Consider the following 18,336-nt stretch of genomic DNA (forward strand, 5'->3'; position numbering starts at 1 on the left):
TAAAGGAGACGAGGTCAATGTGGATCTCTAAGCTTGAGCTCACGTGTTTCAAAAGTTATCAAAGGCAAGTATTTGAGTTTCCCCAACCTGAGGACGGCAAAAATATTGTCCTGATAGGCGGAATGAATGGATTTGGAAAAACATCCATTTTGGAAGCGCTGTATCTTGGCTTGTTTGGTAAAGATGCCATAGTCCACTTGGCTCGTGCCGGTTTGACGGCTGATGATCGTAAAGGCTATCCCACATTTCTTGAGCGAGCCTTTAATGGCGAGGCTCGTCGGGAAGGTTTGGACACGATGATTGTTCGAATTACGATACATCGGACAAAGACAAAAGCGGTCGATATCGCGCGCAAATGGTTTTTTAAAAGCAGTACTGGAGCTTGGACAGGCGAAGAAGAGGCCGTTGTCCGAGAAATCTCGCGCGATCAACCCGGCCCCCCTCGTCTTGATGGGAAGGGAGGATTCTATCTCTCTGAGATGCTTGACGAGCTATTTGTACCCGCGCACGTCGCACCGTTTTTCTTCTTTGATGGTGAAGAGGTTAAGAAGCTTGCTGACCAATCTCGCTTGGAGCAGGTGAAGCAGGGGCTGGAAGGTCTGCTTGGTGTTGTATTGCTTCGTTCGTTGGCTGATCGTTTGCGCAACTACGAAGCAGGAAAACGCCAGGAAGTCACCAATGTTGATGAGAGGCGTTTTGGTGCGCTAGCAGAAGATCTTGCTTTGGCGGAGACGCAGCTCGCGACACTGCTAGAACACGTTGCTGATCACGATGTTGAAAAGCTTCAATTGCGTACTGAGCAGCAGACGCTTCTGGACCGGATTACTTCTTTGGGCGGAGGAGGTGGCGGGATCGCCACGGTGAAGGAGTTAGTTGAGGAGCGCGAGCAAGTCAGAGCTCGGATACGTGAAACTCAGAAGGCACTAGAAGAGATACTGAGCGGTCGTTTGCCATTTCATCTCGCTCCCCGCCAGCTGCTTGATGCATTGAAGCAGCAGCTCGAAGCCGAGCAGAGATGGTATATATGGGAAGCCGAGAAACGCTCATTAGAGCCTAGAAAAGTAGAGTTTGAAGCGGCCTTTGATCGGCAATTGACTCCGTGCTTCGAACCGGAATTGTCCTCAGGTCAGCGCGATGCGTTAAAGGTGCGTATGCAGTCAGCATGGGAGGCTTTGTTCTATCCTCCCCCGGATAATTGCGCCTCTGAAATTGTGCATCAATACCTTCATGATGGAGATAGAGCTAAGACGCTGAGCTTCTTGGGGCGGTTGGGCTTGGGACAAAAAGAAATTCAGGAAGTATTGAGCGAGCAAAATGAGTTGTCTCAGCGCTCAGATGAGCTGGGAAGAAAAATCTCGCGACTTGAGGGGGTTGATCGGGATGGAACTCTCATTGACCTTAAGCGCCGCTTGGATGAGGTTCAGCAAAAAATCGATCAAGTAATAGACCGCGCGCGGGCTGACGATAGAGCAATTACTGCAACAGAGACCCGGGTTCATTCGCTCAGAGCAGACTATGAACGTGAGAAGCAGAAATTGGACGCCTCAAGCCCTGTACGTGCTTTGATCGAGAAATCGGAGCGAGTGAGGCGAGTAATTGATGAGCTTATTCCGGCGCTATTCCCGTTAAAGGTTAAAGCGCTTGGTCGTGCGATGACGGACGTATATAAGCGGTTGGCTCACAAAACCCAAGTTTCGAAGATCGAAATAGCTGAGGATGGCTCCGCACGAATTTTGGGTGTCACTGGTAATGAGCTCGATTTTGATCGATCAGCTGGCGAAAATCAGATTTTTGCAACGGCTCTCATTGCAGGCTTGGCGAAGGTGTCAGGGATTCGTGCGCCCCTGGTAGTTGATACTCCTCTGGGTCGGCTGGATAGTCAGCATCGTGAAAATATCTTGGCATATTGGACGTCAGACCCAAATCGCCAAGTAATCTTGCTGTCTCAGGATGAGGAAATCGACTATACCTTCTATCAGAAAATAGCGCCGAATGTTGGTAAGACCTACCTTCTCAAGCATGAAGATGTGGGAGAGGGAATCGGTCGCACCACTGGCGTTGCTGGAAGCTATTTTTCGAAGGGGCGGAAGTGAGCATGTTTACACTGCAGCAGGTTGCGTCCATCCGCTTTCGAACTAGTTTGGAGGCGGATCGCATAACAACGGCATTGATGTCGAATCTTGCTCTTTCGACCAAGGCAAATATGGCTCGGCTGGCGATTGGTCGTTCGTTGGCATTCGGTCCGTTCAACGATGAGCACGTCGACGCGAAGGGGTCAGAGATTCCCGCTTCGATATTGTTTACGCAAGAGGATATGGCTGCCTGGGTTGGGCTAATTGTTACGCACTCGCGTACTACTCCCACCCCTATTCGCTCAATGGATGACTTTCGAACAGCCGTTCGGCGTCACTGGCATCGTGGCGCCAAGCTCTTGCAAGAGGATTGGCTTACAACCGGTGAAAATTATGACCGTTTCCTTGAGACGCTGATAGTGCGTAGAGCGGATTTGCCCGATGTTACCCCTCGAGCAGAAAAGCCAGACACGTCAAGTCCCGTGCCGGAGTTGGGCGAGGATATGACTGAACAACTGATTGCCGCAATGGCCGATATTGGCGTTAACGGCGAAGTTCGGGATTCGTTCTCTGGGCCGCGCGTGACACGGTACAAGGTTTACTTGCCAGAGATTAATCAGTTTGATAAGTTGCGGCGAGGTCTCGAACGACTTGCACTGTCACTTAGTCTTCAAAAGTCAATGCCTTCTATCAGTAGGGGGGACGAGTCTAAGACAATATTTATCGATGTTCCGCGGTCTCGAGAAAGTTGGGTTTATTCCGGCCTCGAGCAATTCCGGGAGTGGGTTGGATCGATAAAGAATAATAGTGGGTTGGAGGTTTACCCCGGAGTTGATGTGAGTGGGGTTCCATATTCCTTCGATTTGGCTGCGGCTCCCCATCTCCTTGTTGGCGGCACAACGGGTAGTGGAAAGAGTGTGTGCTTGCATGCATTGATTCTGTCATTAATCAGTGCAAAGGGTCCCGGTAATTTGCAATTGGCTCTTATTGACCCCAAGCAGGTTGAGTTCTCGGTGTACAAAGATAGTTCTTACTTGTACAAGGGGCGCGTGGCAAATGATGCCAAATCAGCACGGGAAATGCTTGTATCCCTCGTAAATGAAATGGAATCGCGTTACAAGGCGTTCTCAGATTATCAGGTTAGTAATATTTCTGAGGCGCATCGTAAAGGCATGAAGATGCCATACATTGTCATCTTTATTGAGGAGCTAGCCGATCTTTTGTTTATGGATAAAGATCTTGAAGATCTGATCGTTCGTATTGCACAAAAGGCTAGAGCTTCGGGCTTGCATTTAGTTTTGGCTACGCAAAGGCCGGATGCAAAGACCTTCTCTGGATTGGTGCGGAGCAATGTTCCAGCAAGAATTGCTTTAACTGTTCAGAAAAGTACAGAGTCCAACATAATTTTGGATGAAGTCGGAGCTGAAGCGCTTCTGGGCTACGGAGACATGTTAGTAAAAGCTCGACCCGGCGGCGATCCAGATAGAGTGCATGGGGTCAAATTGGACAGAGACGATGTGCAGTCATTCTTGCGAGAGATGAAGCAATAACTGCCATTATTAAATTTGCAGTGTTTTCCTCTACCCTCCTTCGGAGGGTTTTTTCTTGCGCGATTGAAGATGTCGGTGGGTTGGTAATCCCCCCGCAAAAGCGATGAGGTCAGAAGTAGAATTTTCTCGTTGAGGAGTTCTACCGCATGAAGAAGTCGAGATTTACGGATAGCCAGATCATTGAAGCCATCAAGCGCGTGGAGGCTGGTCTTGCCGTTCCTGAGCTGTGCCGAGAACTGGGCATCAGCTCGGCTACGTTTTACAAGTGGCGCTCCAAGTATGGCGGCATGGCCGTATCGCTGATGGCGCGCATGAAGGAGCTGGAGGCCGAGAACGCCCGGCTGCGCAAGATGTACGTCGAGGAGAAGCTCAAGGCCGAGATCGTGACGGAGGCGCTAGAAAAAAAGTGGTGAGGCCATCTCGCCGCCGCGAGATGGCCCAACGTGCCGTGCAGGATCGTGGCGTATCGATCCGGATGGCCTGCGAGGCGTTCCGGGTCAGCCAGACTTGCTATCGGTATGTCGCCAAGACGGACGCCGAGAACGAGGAGATCGCCAACTGGCTGCTACGTCTGACAGACAACCACCGCAACTGGGGCTTTGGTCTGTGCTTCCTGTATCTGCGCAATGTTCGAGGCTTCGGCTGGAACCATAAGCGTGTGTACCGGATCTATCGCGAGCTCGAACTGAATCTGCGGATCAAGCCGCGTAAACGGCTAATTCGGCAGACGCCCGAGCCACTGACCGTGCCGACCAACGTGAACCAGGTATGGTCGATGGACTTCATGCATGACCAGCTTGCCGATGGGCGCAGCATCCGCGTGTTCAACGTGATCGACGACTTCAACCGCGAAGCGCTGGGCATTGAGGTTGACTTCTCGCTGCCATCCGAGCGCGTGATCCGCACGCTCAAGCAGATCATCGGCTGGCGGGGAAAGCCCTTGGCCATTCGGTGCGATAACGGGCCCGAATACCTGAGCGCGGCAATTGTCGACTGGGCCGGGGCATGGGGCATAAAGCTCGAATATATCCAGCCGGGCAAGCCACAACAGAATGCCTACGTCGAACGGTTCAACAGGACCGTGCGCTACGAATGGCTGTCCCAATATCACTGGGAAGATCTGGACCACGTACAGCGCGTCGCCACGCAATGGATGTGGTCCTACAATCACGAGCGCCCAAATATGGCTCTGGGCGGATTTACCCCAAAACAGCGGTTAGCCATGGCCGCGTAGCGTTCCTACTTCTGCCAATCGCTAAAAATGGGGGGATTACCACTGAATGCTCGCGGCTTCCGTGCGTCGCAGGCCGGTGAATAGAACAAATAGCAAATAGTCTTGGATGATTCGCGTACCCTCCGTAGGAGACGCATCGCTCATGGCGAGCACGCCAGCGTGCCAAGCCTGGAGTTGTTCCTCGCGGATGTAGTTCTCGCGTCGAGGCGTCTTGTACCAGCGCCTAAGTGCATTTAGGCGTTTCGTCGGGTTCGTTGTGACGAGGGGAGAGCCATCGGCTCGCTGATATTTCCCCTCCGCAAAGTTGAATACGGCTTTGAGCAGTCTCATTGCCATGTTGGCCTGCGCGTGTCCGTGACTCTCACCAAGTTTCGCGTGTTGAAGCTCGACCATATCTTGGCTGATCGATGTGAGCGGCGTTGATTGCCAGCATGACAAGTGATCGGCTAGCACCTTCCGATAGTCAGCCTGTGTCCTGGGCGCTAGCTCCCTGTTGGCAAAGTAGGCGTCTAGGGCGTCTTTGAGTGTGACACCTTGCGGGGAAAGCGCGCGGCGCGCCTGCCTGGGGTCGATCCCTGCTGCCATTTGGGCCAAACGTTGCCGTGCCTCGTCGCGAGCCTGTTCGGGGGTGAGTACTCCGTGGCGGGCGATCTTTTGCCGGCTGCTCTTGCCGTTGATCCGCGCTTGAACTACGTACGTCTTCGTTGTTCCGCTGATCTGCAATCCGAAACCTCGGAGCTGGCTGTCCCAATACAGGCCAGGTTCATCGAGGCTGTCTATTAGGCGTTTGGTCAACCGCGGATCGTTAGTCATCGCAGAGTCGTGTAAACGCCATGTAAGCAGTTGGCGTGTGTGTTGATGTATGCCGTGCGATGCTATTCTATGTGGAAATTTATATTTATCAATGCCTTATGGTGTTGGTATTGCTGCTTCAAATTTGCTAAAAAAGCGGCCTTTAGAACTCTTAATCCGTAGGTCGAGTGTTCGAGCCACTCACAGCCCACCAGAATTCAAAGGCCGTTGACGTACATCGTCAACGGCCTTTTTGTTTTCGTTTCTGTTCCCCGCTTCGGGGCCTGTGCAACGCGCCGCGCCCAGCACCGGGCATGGAAATATCTCTGGCACGCTGTATGGAATCTCGCCCGGTTAAGCCCGAGCTTAATTCTGGGTAAACCATCGCTGAACCACAGCGGATGCAAGCCTCTTTATAGTGGTCTGACTGCCATCCCAGAGAGCCACGCATGTCCAGTCCCTCCGCTGTTCCCGCCTATCCCCGTGCCGTGCTGTTCGATCTGCTGACTGCCTTGCTCGATTCCTGGACCGTATGGAACCGCGCCGCCGGGTCCGAGGCTGCAGGACGGGCCTGGCGCGCGGAGTATTTGCGGCGCACCTATGGTTGCGGCGCCTATCAGCCTTATGAGCGCCTGGTGCAGGAAGCCGCAACGGCGGTTGGTCTGCCGGCAGCCGCGCCTGCTGCGCTGGAGGCCTGCTGGGACGAGCTGCCTGCGTGGGACGGTGCCCGTGAGCTGTTGTCGGCGCTGCGGCCGCATTGCCGCCTGGCCGTGGTCACGAACTGTTCCGCCCGCCTGGGGCGGCGCGCCGCCGATTTGCTTGGTGTGGACTGGGATGTGGTGGTGACGTCGGAGGAGGCTGGCTTCTACAAGCCCGACCCGCGCCCTTATGCGCTGGCGTTGTCGCAGCTGCGGGTGGAGCCATCACAAGCGGCGTTCGTCGCCGGTTCCGGGTACGACATGTTCGGCACCAGCAAGGTGGGCTTGCGCACTTACTGGCACAACCGGATCGGACTGACGCTACCGGAAGGCGCGCCGCGGCCGGAAGTCGAATCCGCCCAGCTGGACGCGGCGCTGCCATGGTTGCAGCGCTTTGGCTGAGCCGAGTCCCGGTGCTACCCGATCCGTCAATCCGCCGGCAAGGAAATCGCGTCGCCCAGTCCCTTGACTTCCTTCAGCACGAAAGAGGTGTATACCTCTTTCACGCCCGGCAAGGCGCCAAGGACATAGCGCGCCAGATCGCCGAAAGCATCCAGGTCGCGGGCGATGACCGTCAACTGGTGATCGTAGCGGCCTGACACGCAATGGCAGGTCAGGACTTCCGGCACATGCCGGATGGCGTCCTCGAACGCCTTGACGTGTTCGGCGCCTTTTTTATCCAAAGAAATCCACACGAATGCGGTTACGCCAAAGCCGAGCTTTTTGACGTCGACTTCGGCCCGATAGCCGCGGATGACGCCTTCGTCTTCCAGACGCTTGACGCGCCGCCAGCAGGGCGAGGGCGTCAGCGACACGCGTTCGGCCAGATCGGCGCTGGACAGCCTTCCGTCGACCTGCAAAGCGGCCAGGATTTGGAGGTCAGTAGGGTCGAAATTCTTGTTCTGCACAATTTTTCCAAGAAATTGAGAGTTTTGATAATTTCAATCCAAAATATTACACATTTGCGTTGAAAAATCGGAAATCTTCGCGATTCTGCTCCGGTATCTTTGTTTGGCCATTTGAGGGGGCATCGGCACTGGAAATGCTCCCCGTTTGATCACTATGGAGCAGACATGAAAGATCCGAATCCGATACGCGCGGCGCTGCGCGCCCTGGAGCCTTCCGAGGGTTGCTGGCTGACCCTCGCAAGTCCCGCGGTGGCCGAGGCGATGGCGCATTGCGGCTTCGACTGGCTGGTCGTCGACATGGAGCATGCGCCTAACGACGTGGCGGGCCTGACAGCGCAATTACAGGCGATCGATGCCGCGCGCGCGCATGGCGCCGCCGCGCATCCGATCGTGCGCGTGACGACGAACGATCCGGCGCTGGTCAAGCGCGCCATGGATTGCGGCGCCAGGACCGTCATTTTCCCGAATATCGACACCGCCGACGATGCGCGCAATGCCATCGCCGCGATGCGTTTTCCCTTCGAGGGCAATGGCGGCGTGCGCGGCGTGGCGGGACTGGTGAGGGCCGGCACCTACGGAATGGACCCTTCCTACGTCACGCAGGCCAATGAGCAGGCTTGCGCGATCCTGCAGATCGAGTCGGCGCAGGCGGTGCGCAACGTGGAGGCCATTGCGGCCTTGCACGGAGCGGACTGCCTCTTCGTCGGCACGGCCGATCTGGCGGCCAGTCTCGGCCGCTTGGGCGATATGACCCATGCAGACGTCCGCGATGCCGTCGCCCGCGTGATCGAGGCCGGCAAGGCGGCGGGCAAGGCGGTCGGCATCTTCGCCAACGATCCCGACGAGGCGGCGCGCTACCGCAAGCTGGGCGTGCAGTTCATTGCCTTGCACTCCGATGTGGCCTGGCTGGCCCGTGGCGCCCGCCAGGCGCGCGCGCAGTTCGACACGGCATGCCTCTGAGCGGGCAGCGCAACCCCCAACGTCCAAGGCGACAGGAATAGGAACAGGCATGAACACAGCAGTATCTTCCAGCGACTTCAGTGCGACGGCGCGCGCCAGCGTGCAGACTTTGCGTTCGTCGCAAATCCGGGAGGTCGCCAATGCAGGCATGGGCAGCGCCGACGTGCTGCCATTCTGGTTCGGCGAGCCCGACGAGCAGACTCCGGCCGAGTTCCGCGAGGCCGCCATTGCCCACATTGCCTCGGGGCAGACGTTCTACGTCCAGACGCTGGGCGTGCCTGCGCTGCGCGAGCGCCTGGCCGCCTACGTGAGCGGTTTGCACGGCCAGCGCGAGGTCGACAACATTGCCATCACCAGTTCGGGTACGTCGGCGCTCATGACCGTGGTCCAAGCCATCGTGGGCGCGGGAGACCACGTCGTCGCGGTGACGCCCCTGTGGCCCAACCTGGTGGAAATGCCCAAGGTGCTGGGCGCGCAGGTGACTACCGTTGCACTGTCGTTTTCCGAAAGCGGTTGGCGGCTGGACCTGGACGCTTTGCTCAGTGCGTTGACGCCGGATGTGCAGGCGCTTTTGGTGAATTCGCCGAACAACCCCACGGGCTGGGTGATGACGGCGGAGCAGCAGCGCGTCGTGCTGGAGCATTGCCGCAAGCATGGCATCTGGATCATTTCCGACGACGTTTACGAACGCTATTACTACGAAGGCGCCGTGGCGCCGACCTTCCTGGACATCGCCGCGCCGGATGACCGTGTGGTCAGCTGCAACTCTTTTTCCAAAGCCTGGCTGATGACGGGTTGGCGCGTGGGGTGGGTCGTGGTGCCGCGAGGCTTGCTGCCGGAGATCGGCAAGCTCATCGAATACAGCAATACGTGCACGCCCGGCTTTGTGCAAACCGCCGCGTTGTGCGCGCTGGAACGGGGCGAGCCCGTAATCGCGCGCACGGCGGCGCGCTTGCGGCTGGCGCGTGACCACCTGGCCGCCAAGTTGGGGGCGGTGCCCGGCGTCGAGCTCGCTGGCGCCGCGCCCGGCGCGATGTACACGTTTTTCCGCATCCGCGGCGTCTCGGACAGCCTCGCGTTCTGCAAGGACCTGGTCGTGCGAGGCGGCTTGGGCCTGGCGCCGGGAACGGCTTTCGGTCCGGAGGGCGAGGGCTATCTGCGCTGGTGCTACGCCAGCGCGCACGACCGCCTGGACGAAGGCGTGGCTAGACTATCGCGCTTTCTGGACGCGGCCCGGAGCAAGACAGCCTGAACGGCGGCGCCAGACCTCAACCTTAGGTACGACTCATGAATACTGCAGAGCTTCCCCGTTCCCTGGAATGGATAGAACGGCTGGTGCGCTTTGACACGACCAGCCGCCTGTCCAATCTTGGCCTGATCGAAACGGTGCGCGACCACCTGGTCTCGGTGGGGCTGGCGCCCAGGCTCATCTACAACGCCGATGGCAAGAAGGCCAACCTTTTCGTGACCGTGCCTGCCCACGACGGCGGCACCCAGGGCGGCGTGGTGCTGTCGGGCCATACCGACGTCGTGCCGGTGGACGGCCAGGCCTGGAGCAGCGATCCGTTCGCGCCCGAAGTGCGCGATGGCCGGCTGTATGGACGCGGCACTTGCGATATGAAGGGCTTTATCGGGACGGCGCTCGCCATGCTGCCGGCCTTCACGTCGCGACGGCTGCGCGTGCCGCTGCATCTGGCGCTGAGCTATGACGAAGAGGTCGGCTGCCTGGGCGCGGACGCGATGCTGCGCGAGCTGGCGCGGCTGGAGATCCGGCCCGACAGCTGCATCGTCGGCGAGCCCACCGAAATGCGGGTCATCTCCGCGCACAAGAGCAGCAATCTGTACCGCTGCACCGTGCACGGGCATGCCGCGCATTCATCGTTGACCCCGCGTGGCGTGAACGCGATCGAATATGCCGCGCGGGCGATCTGCCACATCCGCGACATGGCCGATGGCCATCGGCAGAGCGGCCCCTTCGACCATGATTTCGAGGTGCCGTACACCACGGCAAACACTGGCACGATCTCCGGCGGCCTGTCCGTCAATACGATTCCTGACCGCTGCCAGTTCGAATTCGAATTTCGCACCATTCCAGGCGTGCTGGCGCCAGACGTGATCGGCGGCTTGCGCCGCTACATCACCGGCGAACTGCGCGACCGCATCAAGGCGGAGAACCCGCAGGCCGACATCGAGCTGGAGGCGCTGGCCGAGGTTCCCGGCTTCGATACCGCCGCGGCCGCCGAAATCTCGCAATTGGCGCAGGCGCTGACCGGGTCGCGCGGCACCGAGAAGGTGGCGTATTGCACCGAGGCCGGCTTGTTCCAGCGGGCAGGCATGACGGCCGTCATTTGCGGACCGGGCAACCTGCAGCAGGCGCACCGGCCCGACGAGTATGTCGCGCTGGCTCAGATCAGCCTGTGCGAACAGTTCATGGAAAAGCTGGCGGGCCATCTGGCGATAGCCGGCCCGAGCATTGATCGATAGTTATTCTTCAAAAAAACAGAGGGAAAAATGGCTTACTCGGAGAAGACAACGTGGAACGCGGCGGCCGTTGGCCGCAACCAGGCGGCGCCATCAACCGACCGGCGCGCCCAGGCACGGCGCGCGGTGATCGCGGCGTCCATAGGCAACGCGCTTGAATGGTTCGACATGATCGCGTATGGCACTTTTGCGCTGATCATCGCCAAGCTCTACTTTCCGTCCGCCAGCGAGAGTTCCTCGCTGTTGCTGGCCTTGGCCACGTTCGGCGTGTCATTCCTGATGCGTCCGTTGGGCGCCATCGTGCTTGGCAGCTATGCCGACCGGGCGGGCCGCAAGGCGGCGTTGACGGCATCCATTTTCCTGATGATGCTGGGCACGCTGATCATCGTTCTGGTGCCCACGCACGCGCAGATCGGCGTGGCCGCCTCGATCATCATCCTGGTCGCCCGGCTGATCCAGGGCTTTTCTGCGGGGGGCGAGTTCGGCAGCGCGACGGCGTTTCTCATCGAGTACGCGCCGGACCGCCGGGCCTATTACGCGAGCTGGCAGGTCGCCAGCCAGGGGGCGGCGATTTTGTTGGCCGCCCTGTTTGGCGCGGTGCTTAACGCGACGCTCACCCAGGCGCAGCTGGAAAGCTGGGGCTGGCGCATTCCGTTCGTTTTCGGCCTGCTGATCGCCCCTGTGGGCTACTACATCCGCCATCATATGGATGAAACGCCGGAGTTCAGCGCGGCGCAGGCATCGGCTTCGCCGCTGAGCGACATGTTCGCCGGACAAAAGCTGCGCCTGTTGGTCACGGTGGGCTTCGTGGCGCTGGGCTCGGTGGGCAACTACCTGGCCCTGTACATGCCCACGTACTCGATCCGCCAGCTGGGCCTGCCGCCCACCATCGGCTTTCTGGCAACGCTGGTCACGGGCGTCATCATGACCGCCGGCGCGCCTTTCGTCGGCACGTTGGCCGACCGGATCGGACCGGCGCGCATCATGACGGCCGCGGCCCTGCTGACGGCAGTGCTGTGCTACCCCTTGTTCTATCTGCTGGTTTCGTATCCCACGGTGAGCATGTTGATGATCGTCCAGGTCATTCTGGGCTTGCTGGCGACGGCATACTTCGCGCCCATGCCGGCGCTGATGTCCGCCATCTTCCCGGTGCAGGTGCGCACCACCGGCCTGTCCCTGGGCTACAACATTGCGGTGACGATCTTTGGCGGTTTCGCCCCGTTCATCCTGACCTGGCTGATCGCCACCACCGATTCCAAGCTGTCGCCCAGTTACTACCTGCTGGCCATGGCCCTCATGGCCATGGTGTCGCTGAACGTGGCGCGCCGGACGTTCCAGCAGCGCTAGGGACCGGCGCCGGCCTCCACCCCGCAGGCCGGCTGCCGTGACCGCAGGAATGTAGCCTATTGTTGCGCGGTGGACCGCTAGCCACTTCGGTGAGCGGCCGCGCTATCTCTGCAGCCCTTCCGGAAGTACAAAATGTTGCCGGTCTTGCGTCCCGCGCTTGCTAGCATGTTCTGGCCGGAATCATCCGGCACACCGACGGATTAAGTGGAGGTTGCCATGAGCTCAAGAACAATATTCAACCGGATCGCAGTGGTTGCGGCAGCGGGGGCGCTGCTGGCGGGATGCGCCACGCAGCAGCAGACCAATACTGCCGTAGGTACGGGCGCCGGCGCGGCGATAGGCGCCGGTATCGGCGCCTTGATCGGCCATGGCAAGGGCGCGGCCATTGGGGCCGGTATTGGCGCGGTGGCGGGCGGCCTGGTCGGCTACAACTGGAAGGTCGTCAAGGAAGACGTGCAGAAATCGGGCGCTTCGTCGCTGGGTATCGACGTGGTGGAAATGCCCGATGGCAGCCTGAAGGTCAACATTCCCAGCGGCGTGTCGTTCGATACCGACAAGACGCAGCTCAAGCCGGCCTTGCTGCCCGTGTTGGACAGCGTGGCGCGTTCGCTCAACCAGCATCCTGAACTGCGGGCCAAGGTCGTCGGCCACACGGACAGCACCGGTGCGCTGGCGCACAACCAGACGCTTTCGGTCAACCGCGCCAAGAGCGTGACGGACTACCTGAGCAAGCAGGGTGTCGCCGCCACGCGTCTGACGGTCGAGGGTCGCGGGCCCAACGATCCTATCGGCGACAATGCGACCGCCGAAGGCCGCGCGCTGAACCGCCGGGTGGAAATCTACCTGTACGCAGTGCAGCAGTAAGCCTGGGCCAGCCCAGTGTACGAGGCGGCTGGCGCAATGCGCCGCCGCCTTTTTTTCCGGAGTCCGTCATGAGCATGTTTCCTCCCGCCCGCATCGGCACCGATACCGCCGTGGCCGCCTTGTCCGGCTGGCAGGCGGTAGCGATGCGCGATGCCATTGAAAAGCGCTTCCGCTTCCCCAATTTCAATGCGGCGTTCGGCTTCATGGCGCGCGTCGCCATGTTCGCGGAGAAGCTGAACCATCATCCCGAATGGACCAACGTCTATAACCGCGTGGACGTGACCTTGACCACCCATGACGCCGGCGGCGTGACCGAACTGGACGTGCGCATGGCGCAGTTCATGGACGAAGCCGCCGCGCAGATGGGCGCCACCGCGCCCAAGTCCTAGGGCCGGGCGCGCTCCGTCCCGGGACAGGCCGCCTAGTCGTCTGCGCCGGCATCCGGCTGCAGATGGTCGATCAGGCGATCCAGCAGATTGCCCAGCAGGCGCTGTTCGTCGGCGCTTAAGCAGCCGAATATTTCGTCGTTGCGGCGGGCAATCAGGTCGATGATGCGTCGGTACTGCGCCAGCCCGGTCTGGGTAGGCGCCAGCACCACGCCGCGTCCGTCGGTCGCGGACAGGGTTTTCTCGACCAGGCCGCGGTCGACCAGCGCCTGCGCGGAACGGCTGGCCTGACCCTTGTTCAGGTTGGCCGCGCGCGCCAGGTCGTTGACGGACAAGGGCGCGTAGCGGCCGATGGCCGCGAGGCAGCGCGCTTCGCCTAGCGGAATACCGCAGTCTTCCAGATAGGCTCGATTCGTGTCCCGATCCGTGATCTTGTTGAGCACGTGCAGGCGGTAGGTCAGGAATCGTTCGAGAGCGGGAGGGTTCACGTGGGCGGGAGAGGATCGGAGGCGGGATAGTTTGCCACAGCGCCATTGGCGAGGCAGGCGGCTTCCGCCTGCGCCAATAGCGCGGCCGCGTCGCGCGTGTCCGTCAATCGCGCGATCAGCGATAGGCTCAGGATCGACAGGAAAAGCGAAGTCTGCGCTTCGCCCACGCGCGTCAAGGTCTGCGCCATGGCGGTGTAGACCTGGTCCAGTTCGTCGTGGTTCATGCTTGTTCTTCCTTCCGCGCATCCAGAGTGATCGAAGGGTAGTAGGGCGCGAGCGCGGCGCGCAGGGTTGCGGCCGCAGGCGCGATCCAGCGTCCCAGTACGTAGCCGTCGGGCCGCAACAGATAGACGGTGCCGGCTTGCGCGCCATAGCGCTTCCGAAGTTGTCCGTGGGCATCCAGCAAGGCGCCGTTGCCGGCCTTCAGCACGCGGAGCGGGCGGAGGGCGCCGTGCGTGGCGGCTGCCAGGGCGTCCAGTTCCGCCGTCAGCCCGGCGTCCGGATCCAACGCCAGCGCCACGAAGCCAGCACCGAAGCAGGCGCTGAGGTACAGCGGCGCGCCTGCATCCTCCAGCAGCGCCTCGGGCGCGGGCTGGCCGGGTGCGGCGGCGGCGCCCGCTTGCGGCGCGCCATCCTCCAGGTTCAGGGGCGAGGCGTCATAGGAAATGGGCGCGGATTGCCGCGGGTTTATCAGCGGGCGCACACGCTCGTCCGATAACGCCAGGCGCAGGGCGGCTTCGCGCATCAGGCGGAAGCCGAAGTCTGGCGGGGCCATGAATTCCGTGCTCTTGGCGCCATAGGCCAGATTCTGGCGGGTGGCATGGACGCGCTCGACGCTATAGCTGTCCAGCAGGCTGGCGGGTGCCAGTCCGCGCATTACCCAGGCCAGCTTCCAGGCCAGGTTGCCGGCGTCGTCCAGTCCGGAATTCAGGCCCCGCACGCCGAAAATCGGCACCAGATGGGCGGCGTCTCCGGCAAACAGCACGCGTCCGTGGCGGTAGCGGTCCAGCGTCAGGCACTTGGCGTTGTAGATGGAAATCCATAGCGGCTTCCAGGGCGCGGTTTCGCCGATCATGTCCAGATGGCTCTGCACGCGAGGCAGTACATTCTCCGGCTTGACGGCCTCTTGCGGATCTTCGTCGTCGCGGATCTGATAGTCCACCCGCCAGACATTGCCGGGCTGGCGGTGCATGAGCAGCGTGGAGCCGGGGTTGGACGGCGGGTCGAACCAGGCCAGGCGCTCCACCGGGCGGGTCGATTCCTGTTCGATGTCGACGATGACATAGCGGCCTTCGTACTGCATGCCTTCCAGCTTCAGGCCCATGGCCTCGCGCACGGTGCTGCGGCCGCCGTCACAGGCGATCAGCCAGTCGGCGCGCACGGTCTGGCGGCTGCCTTCGGCGTCCACCTCCGCGCTGACGCCCGTGGCAGTCGCCCGCAGGCCGACAAGCCGCGCGGACCAGCGCAGCGCGGCCAGTTCCGGATGCCGCTGCATGGCCTGGTGGGCGTACTCCTCGACGGCGTACTGCTGGATATTGACCATGGGAGCGTACCGCTGCAGCGGATCGTGCGGCATTTCGAAATGCAGGACTTCGCTATTGCGGAAGTAGCTGCGGCCGCCGGTCCAGGGCAGTCCCGTGGCCGTCAGCGGGGCGTCGGCGCCGACCCAACCCATGATTTCCTGCGAGCGCCGCGAAATGCAGATGGCGCGGCTGCCGCTGCAATAGTCGTCGTCCGCCTCCAGCGTCAGCGAGGCGATGCCGTATTCGGCCAGCAGGGCGGCAAGTGTCAGGCCGACGGGGCCGCCGCCGGCGATCAGGACGGGGACGTGCGCGGGGAGCGGCATGATGTCTCCAATAATTGGTTGTTTGCGCAACTATATGCGCAAGAGGTTGCGCACGCAACCATATTCGACAGGCAAAAAAAACCCGCCGGATCAGGGCGGGTCTTGGGGCGCGAACCGGTATCAGTTGCGCACGTAATAGATACGCATCGCTTGCTGTTTCTGGGCGCCGTCCAGCACGCGCAGCACCACGACCTTGGCCGTGAAGCCGTCGGGCAGCTTCAACTGGCCCAGCGCGTAGTCATAGCGGTCGACGTTCAGGGCGGGGCCTTCCGGCGTGACGGTGGCGGCGCGCCCATTGGGGTAGGTGCCGTCGATGGAGAAGGTCAGTGTGCCCTTGAACGGCGCGCCCTGGCGGTCTTCGCGCATGACCAGCACTTGGTAGTCCAGCAGGCCGGGGGCGCGCTTGAAGGTGGCGGAGCGGATGCCCAGGTTGCCGCCGCGGGGATCGGCGGGCATGGCGTCCTGGAACAGCACCAGTTCCTTGTTCAGGGTTTCGATCTTGCTGCGGGCCTCGGCCAGGTCAGAGGTCAGCTTTTCATGGCCGGCCTTGTTGGCGTCGCGCTGCTGCGTGGCTTCCTCGAGCTGGCTTTGCAGGCGCTGGCGTTCCAGGTTGGCCGTGCTGAGCTCGCTATGCAGTTGCTCGGATTGCTCCACGGTCAGGCGTTGCGGGCCGTAGTTTGTCTGCAGGAAGAGCACGCCGCCGGCGCCCAGGGCGATGCCCACCAGCAGCAGGACCAGCCAGCGCGGCATGCGGCGCGTGCGTTGGCCGGGCTGGTACACGGAGGGCTTGAATACAGCCCGTTGCGATCTTCCAAACATCCCCATTCCTAGAAAACTTCCTGTGTGTTTGCTCGCCCGCGCGCAGCGCGCGCAGGTCAAAGCGCTAGAGAATACCCCGTTAGCCGGGGCCGTTGGGTGCGCGGACAAGCCTGGTTGCGCACCTTGATATTGTGAAATATGTGGACATCAGCGCGGCCGAGCGTCGAGTTCTGCATCCAGGTCCGCGAGCCGCTGCGGCGTGCCGACATCCGTCCACTTGCCTTCATGGCGCGCGCCGTGCACCAGATTGCGGGCCATGGCCTGCCGGAGCAAAGGCGCCAGAGGCGCCGCCGCGCCCCGAGGGACGTCGGCGAACAACGAGGGATGGTAGACGCCGATGCCCGCAAAGGTCAAACGCGGTTCCCCCTGGGCATGGACGGTGCCGTCGGCCTCGAGCCGGAAATCGCCAGCGGGATGCTGGGGCGGGTTGTCCACCAGCAGCAGCCAGGCGCCACCATCGCGCAGGGCGCGGGCCCGGCCTGCGGCCGCGGCGGGATCCCAGTCGCACCAGACGTCGCCGTTGACAACCAGGAAGGGCGCGTCGCCCAGCAGGGGCAGCGCCTGGGCGATGCCGCCGGCGGTTTCCAGGGCGGTGGCCTCCGCGGAATAGCGGATGCGCACGCCATGTGCGCTGCCATCGCCCAGCGCCCGCTCGATTTCGTGGCCGAGCCAGGCGTGATTGATGACGATGTCGCGTATACCTGCGGCCGCCAAGCGTCGCAGGTGCCAGACAATCAGTGGCTGGCCTCCCACGGACAATAGAGGCTTGGGCAGGCGGTCGGTCAGCGGGCGCATGCGTTCGCCGCGTCCCGCCGCAAGTATCATGGCGCGCATCAGAACGTGTACCCGACGCTGACCTGGCGGTTGTCCAGCTGGTCCAGCAGACGCAGCAGCGGCGTGAAGACGCCATAGCGTTGGGCCACCTGCCGGACGTAGCCGCTCACGCGCGGCATGTGAGCCTGGTAGTGCGCCTTGCCGTCGCGGTGGTGCAGGCGGGCGAATACGCCCAGGATGCGCAGGTTGCGTTGCAGTCCCATCCATTCATAGGCGCGGTGGAATTCGGCGAAATCCGCGTCTACCGGCAGGCCTGCGGCGCGTGCCATTTCCCAGTAGCGGATGGCCCAGTCCAGTTGCTGGGGTTCTTCCCAGGTGGTGCGGGCGTCCGTCACGAGCGAAGCCAGGTCGTAGGTAATGGGGCCCGCCAGCGCATCCTGGAAGTCGATGATGCCCGGGTTGGGGCCATATTGGGGCTGGTCGCAGACCATCAGGTTGGGCGAATGGTAATCGCGGTGCACCAGCACCTGGGCCTGGCCGCCATTGCTCGTCGACAGCAGCGCAAAGATCTTGTCCAGGCCGTTCGCGGTCTTGTCGTCCAGCGTGACGCCGTGGTGCTTCTGCACGTACCACTCGGGGAACAGCTTGAGTTCGTCGGCCAGGCGGGTGGTGTCATAGGTGCCCAGGCCGGCGGTGGACGCCTGCTGCAGGCGGACCAGGGCGGCCAGGGCCTCGCGGTACAGCGTCTGGAGCTGGCTGTCCGGCAGGCCGGCCTGGATACGCTGGTAATAGGTCTGCTCACCCAGGTCGGAGAGCAGCAGCAGGCCCTGGTCCAGATCTTGTTCCAGCACCGCGGGCACGTTCAGGCCTACGTCCGCCAGCAAGCGGTCCACGTGGAGGAAGGGGCGGCAATCCTCGTGCGCGGGCGGCGCGTCCATGACTATCAGAGTGCGGTCGCCGGCATCCAGTCTGAAGTAGCGGCGGAAGCTGGCGTCGGCGGATGCCGGGCGCAGCGTGTCGACGGCGAGATTCAGGGCGGCGGGCAGGTTGCCCAGCCAGGCGCGGATCTGCTCCAGGCGGGGGTCGTGATCGTTTTTCAAGGAAGATCCGTGTCAGA

General features: G+C 61.3%; 18 protein-coding genes and 1 tRNA gene. 11 read left to right on the forward strand and 8 right to left on the reverse strand.

The window, feature by feature from the left end; translation table 11 throughout:
- Positions 1-17 precede the first annotated feature (17 nt).
- The 3 genes from dndD to VCS63_RS07160 all read left to right on the forward strand — a co-directional run bounded on the left by dndD (position 18) and on the right by VCS63_RS07160 (position 4,856).
- Positions 18-2,093, forward strand: coding sequence for a DNA sulfur modification protein DndD (gene dndD, locus VCS63_RS07150; RefSeq protein ID WP_323879110.1), 2,076 nt, complete (start codon positions 18-20; stop codon positions 2,091-2,093).
- Positions 2,094-2,095: 2 nt separating this feature from the next.
- A complete protein-coding gene (locus tag VCS63_RS07155) occupies positions 2,096-3,622 on the forward strand; it encodes an FtsK/SpoIIIE domain-containing protein (protein ID WP_323879112.1) in 1,527 nt (508 codons plus the stop codon).
- Between the two features lie 146 nt (positions 3,623-3,768).
- Positions 3,769-4,856, forward strand: a protein-coding gene (locus tag VCS63_RS07160) for an IS3 family transposase (protein WP_323879116.1) whose coding sequence is annotated in 2 segments (ribosomal slippage) — positions 3,769-4,021 and positions 4,021-4,856 — 1,089 coding nt in all. Because the reading frame shifts where the segments join, the coding sequence is not laid out codon by codon here.
- A 36-nt stretch (positions 4,857-4,892) separates the two neighbouring features.
- On the opposite strand, the gene VCS63_RS07165 is transcribed toward VCS63_RS07160, so the two are convergent.
- Positions 4,893-5,669, reverse strand: a complete 777-nt coding sequence (locus VCS63_RS07165) for an Arm DNA-binding domain-containing protein (RefSeq protein ID WP_323879119.1) — start codon at positions 5,667-5,669, stop codon at positions 4,893-4,895.
- 101 nt (positions 5,670-5,770) lie between these two features.
- Between VCS63_RS07165 and VCS63_RS07170 the strand changes: the two genes are divergently transcribed.
- Both VCS63_RS07170 and VCS63_RS07175 read left to right on the forward strand, forming a co-directional pair.
- Positions 5,771-5,862, forward strand: a tRNA-OTHER gene (locus VCS63_RS07170).
- A 235-nt stretch (positions 5,863-6,097) separates the two neighbouring features.
- The gene (locus VCS63_RS07175; RefSeq protein WP_175200013.1) at positions 6,098-6,748 is read left to right on the forward strand and encodes an HAD family hydrolase; all 651 of its coding nucleotides are present in this window, start codon (positions 6,098-6,100) and stop codon (positions 6,746-6,748) included.
- A 26-nt stretch (positions 6,749-6,774) separates the two neighbouring features.
- On the opposite strand, the gene VCS63_RS07180 is transcribed toward VCS63_RS07175, so the two are convergent.
- Positions 6,775-7,254, reverse strand: coding sequence for an Lrp/AsnC family transcriptional regulator (locus VCS63_RS07180; RefSeq protein ID WP_042796445.1), 480 nt, complete (start codon positions 7,252-7,254; stop codon positions 6,775-6,777).
- Positions 7,255-7,419: 165 nt separating this feature from the next.
- Here VCS63_RS07180 and VCS63_RS07185 point away from each other — a divergent pair, with 165 nt between their 5' ends.
- The 6 genes from VCS63_RS07185 (at position 7,420) to VCS63_RS07210 (ending at position 13,295) form a co-directional block, all read left to right on the forward strand.
- A complete protein-coding gene (locus VCS63_RS07185) occupies positions 7,420-8,214 on the forward strand; it encodes an HpcH/HpaI aldolase family protein (protein ID WP_042796446.1) in 795 nt (264 codons plus the stop codon).
- 49 nt (positions 8,215-8,263) lie between these two features.
- Entirely contained in the window at positions 8,264-9,466 is a 1,203-nt protein-coding gene (locus VCS63_RS07190; RefSeq protein ID WP_323879122.1) for a pyridoxal phosphate-dependent aminotransferase, read from the forward strand.
- Between the two features lie 35 nt (positions 9,467-9,501).
- Positions 9,502-10,698 carry an acetylornithine deacetylase gene (argE, locus tag VCS63_RS07195; protein ID WP_063642268.1) on the forward strand — a complete coding sequence of 399 codons (1,197 nt, stop codon included), beginning with the start codon at positions 9,502-9,504 and terminating at the stop codon, positions 10,696-10,698.
- A 27-nt stretch (positions 10,699-10,725) separates the two neighbouring features.
- The gene (locus VCS63_RS07200; protein WP_323879125.1) at positions 10,726-12,042 is read left to right on the forward strand and encodes an MFS transporter; all 1,317 of its coding nucleotides are present in this window, start codon (positions 10,726-10,728) and stop codon (positions 12,040-12,042) included.
- Between the two features lie 216 nt (positions 12,043-12,258).
- Positions 12,259-12,906, forward strand: a complete 648-nt coding sequence (locus VCS63_RS07205) for an OmpA family protein (protein ID WP_063642266.1) — start codon at positions 12,259-12,261, stop codon at positions 12,904-12,906.
- 68 nt (positions 12,907-12,974) lie between these two features.
- Entirely contained in the window at positions 12,975-13,295 is a 321-nt protein-coding gene (locus VCS63_RS07210) for a 4a-hydroxytetrahydrobiopterin dehydratase (protein WP_042796450.1), read from the forward strand.
- Between the two features lie 32 nt (positions 13,296-13,327).
- Here the strand turns inward: VCS63_RS07210 and VCS63_RS07215 are convergent, their stop codons facing one another.
- The 6 genes from VCS63_RS07215 to VCS63_RS07240 form a co-directional block, all read right to left on the reverse strand.
- Entirely contained in the window at positions 13,328-13,780 is a 453-nt protein-coding gene (locus VCS63_RS07215) for a MarR family winged helix-turn-helix transcriptional regulator (RefSeq protein WP_063960624.1), read from the reverse strand.
- Positions 13,777-14,004: a hypothetical protein gene (locus tag VCS63_RS07220; protein ID WP_323879128.1), complete on the reverse strand. Its 228-nt coding sequence runs from the start codon at positions 14,002-14,004 to the stop codon at positions 13,777-13,779. The genes VCS63_RS07215 and VCS63_RS07220 overlap by 4 nt, the downstream gene beginning before the upstream one ends.
- Positions 14,001-15,626: an FAD-dependent monooxygenase gene (locus VCS63_RS07225; RefSeq protein ID WP_323879129.1), complete on the reverse strand. Its 1,626-nt coding sequence runs from the start codon at positions 15,624-15,626 to the stop codon at positions 14,001-14,003. Before VCS63_RS07225 ends, VCS63_RS07220 begins: the two co-directional genes overlap by 4 nt.
- Before the next feature lie 120 nt (positions 15,627-15,746).
- Entirely contained in the window at positions 15,747-16,445 is a 699-nt protein-coding gene (locus tag VCS63_RS07230) for a DUF6776 family protein (RefSeq protein ID WP_063642263.1), read from the reverse strand.
- Positions 16,446-16,592: 147 nt separating this feature from the next.
- Positions 16,593-17,279 carry an N-acetylmuramate alpha-1-phosphate uridylyltransferase MurU gene (murU, locus tag VCS63_RS07235; protein WP_063960622.1) on the reverse strand — a complete coding sequence of 229 codons (687 nt, stop codon included), beginning with the start codon at positions 17,277-17,279 and terminating at the stop codon, positions 16,593-16,595.
- Positions 17,279-18,319, reverse strand: a complete 1,041-nt coding sequence (locus tag VCS63_RS07240; protein WP_308022307.1) for an aminoglycoside phosphotransferase family protein — start codon at positions 18,317-18,319, stop codon at positions 17,279-17,281. The genes murU and VCS63_RS07240 overlap by 1 nt, the downstream gene beginning before the upstream one ends.
- Positions 18,320-18,336: the final 17 nt, after the last annotated feature.

The sequence above is a fragment of the Achromobacter sp. D10 genome, from assembly GCF_035282245.1.
GTDB lineage: Bacteria > Pseudomonadota > Gammaproteobacteria > Burkholderiales > Burkholderiaceae_B > Achromobacter > Achromobacter insolitus.

Coding starts and splice junctions, on each gene's coding strand:
- dndD (WP_323879110.1), top strand. CDS start 18: ATGTGGATCTCTAAGCTTGAGCTCACGTGTTTCAAAAGTTATCAAAGG.
- VCS63_RS07155 (WP_323879112.1), top strand. CDS start 2,096: ATGTTTACACTGCAGCAGGTTGCGTCCATCCGCTTTCGAACTAGTTTG.
- VCS63_RS07165 (WP_323879119.1), bottom strand. CDS start 5,669: ATGACTAACGATCCGCGGTTGACCAAACGCCTAATAGACAGCCTCGAT.
- VCS63_RS07175 (WP_175200013.1), top strand. CDS start 6,098: ATGTCCAGTCCCTCCGCTGTTCCCGCCTATCCCCGTGCCGTGCTGTTC.
- VCS63_RS07185 (WP_042796446.1), top strand. CDS start 7,420: ATGAAAGATCCGAATCCGATACGCGCGGCGCTGCGCGCCCTGGAGCCT.
- VCS63_RS07190 (WP_323879122.1), top strand. CDS start 8,264: ATGAACACAGCAGTATCTTCCAGCGACTTCAGTGCGACGGCGCGCGCC.
- argE (WP_063642268.1), top strand. CDS start 9,502: ATGAATACTGCAGAGCTTCCCCGTTCCCTGGAATGGATAGAACGGCTG.
- VCS63_RS07200 (WP_323879125.1), top strand. CDS start 10,726: ATGGCTTACTCGGAGAAGACAACGTGGAACGCGGCGGCCGTTGGCCGC.
- VCS63_RS07205 (WP_063642266.1), top strand. CDS start 12,259: ATGAGCTCAAGAACAATATTCAACCGGATCGCAGTGGTTGCGGCAGCG.
- VCS63_RS07210 (WP_042796450.1), top strand. CDS start 12,975: ATGAGCATGTTTCCTCCCGCCCGCATCGGCACCGATACCGCCGTGGCC.
- VCS63_RS07220 (WP_323879128.1), bottom strand. CDS start 14,004: ATGAACCACGACGAACTGGACCAGGTCTACACCGCCATGGCGCAGACC.
- VCS63_RS07225 (WP_323879129.1), bottom strand. CDS start 15,626: ATGCCGCTCCCCGCGCACGTCCCCGTCCTGATCGCCGGCGGCGGCCCC.
- VCS63_RS07230 (WP_063642263.1), bottom strand. CDS start 16,445: ATGTTTGGAAGATCGCAACGGGCTGTATTCAAGCCCTCCGTGTACCAG.
- murU (WP_063960622.1), bottom strand. CDS start 17,279: ATGCGCGCCATGATACTTGCGGCGGGACGCGGCGAACGCATGCGCCCG.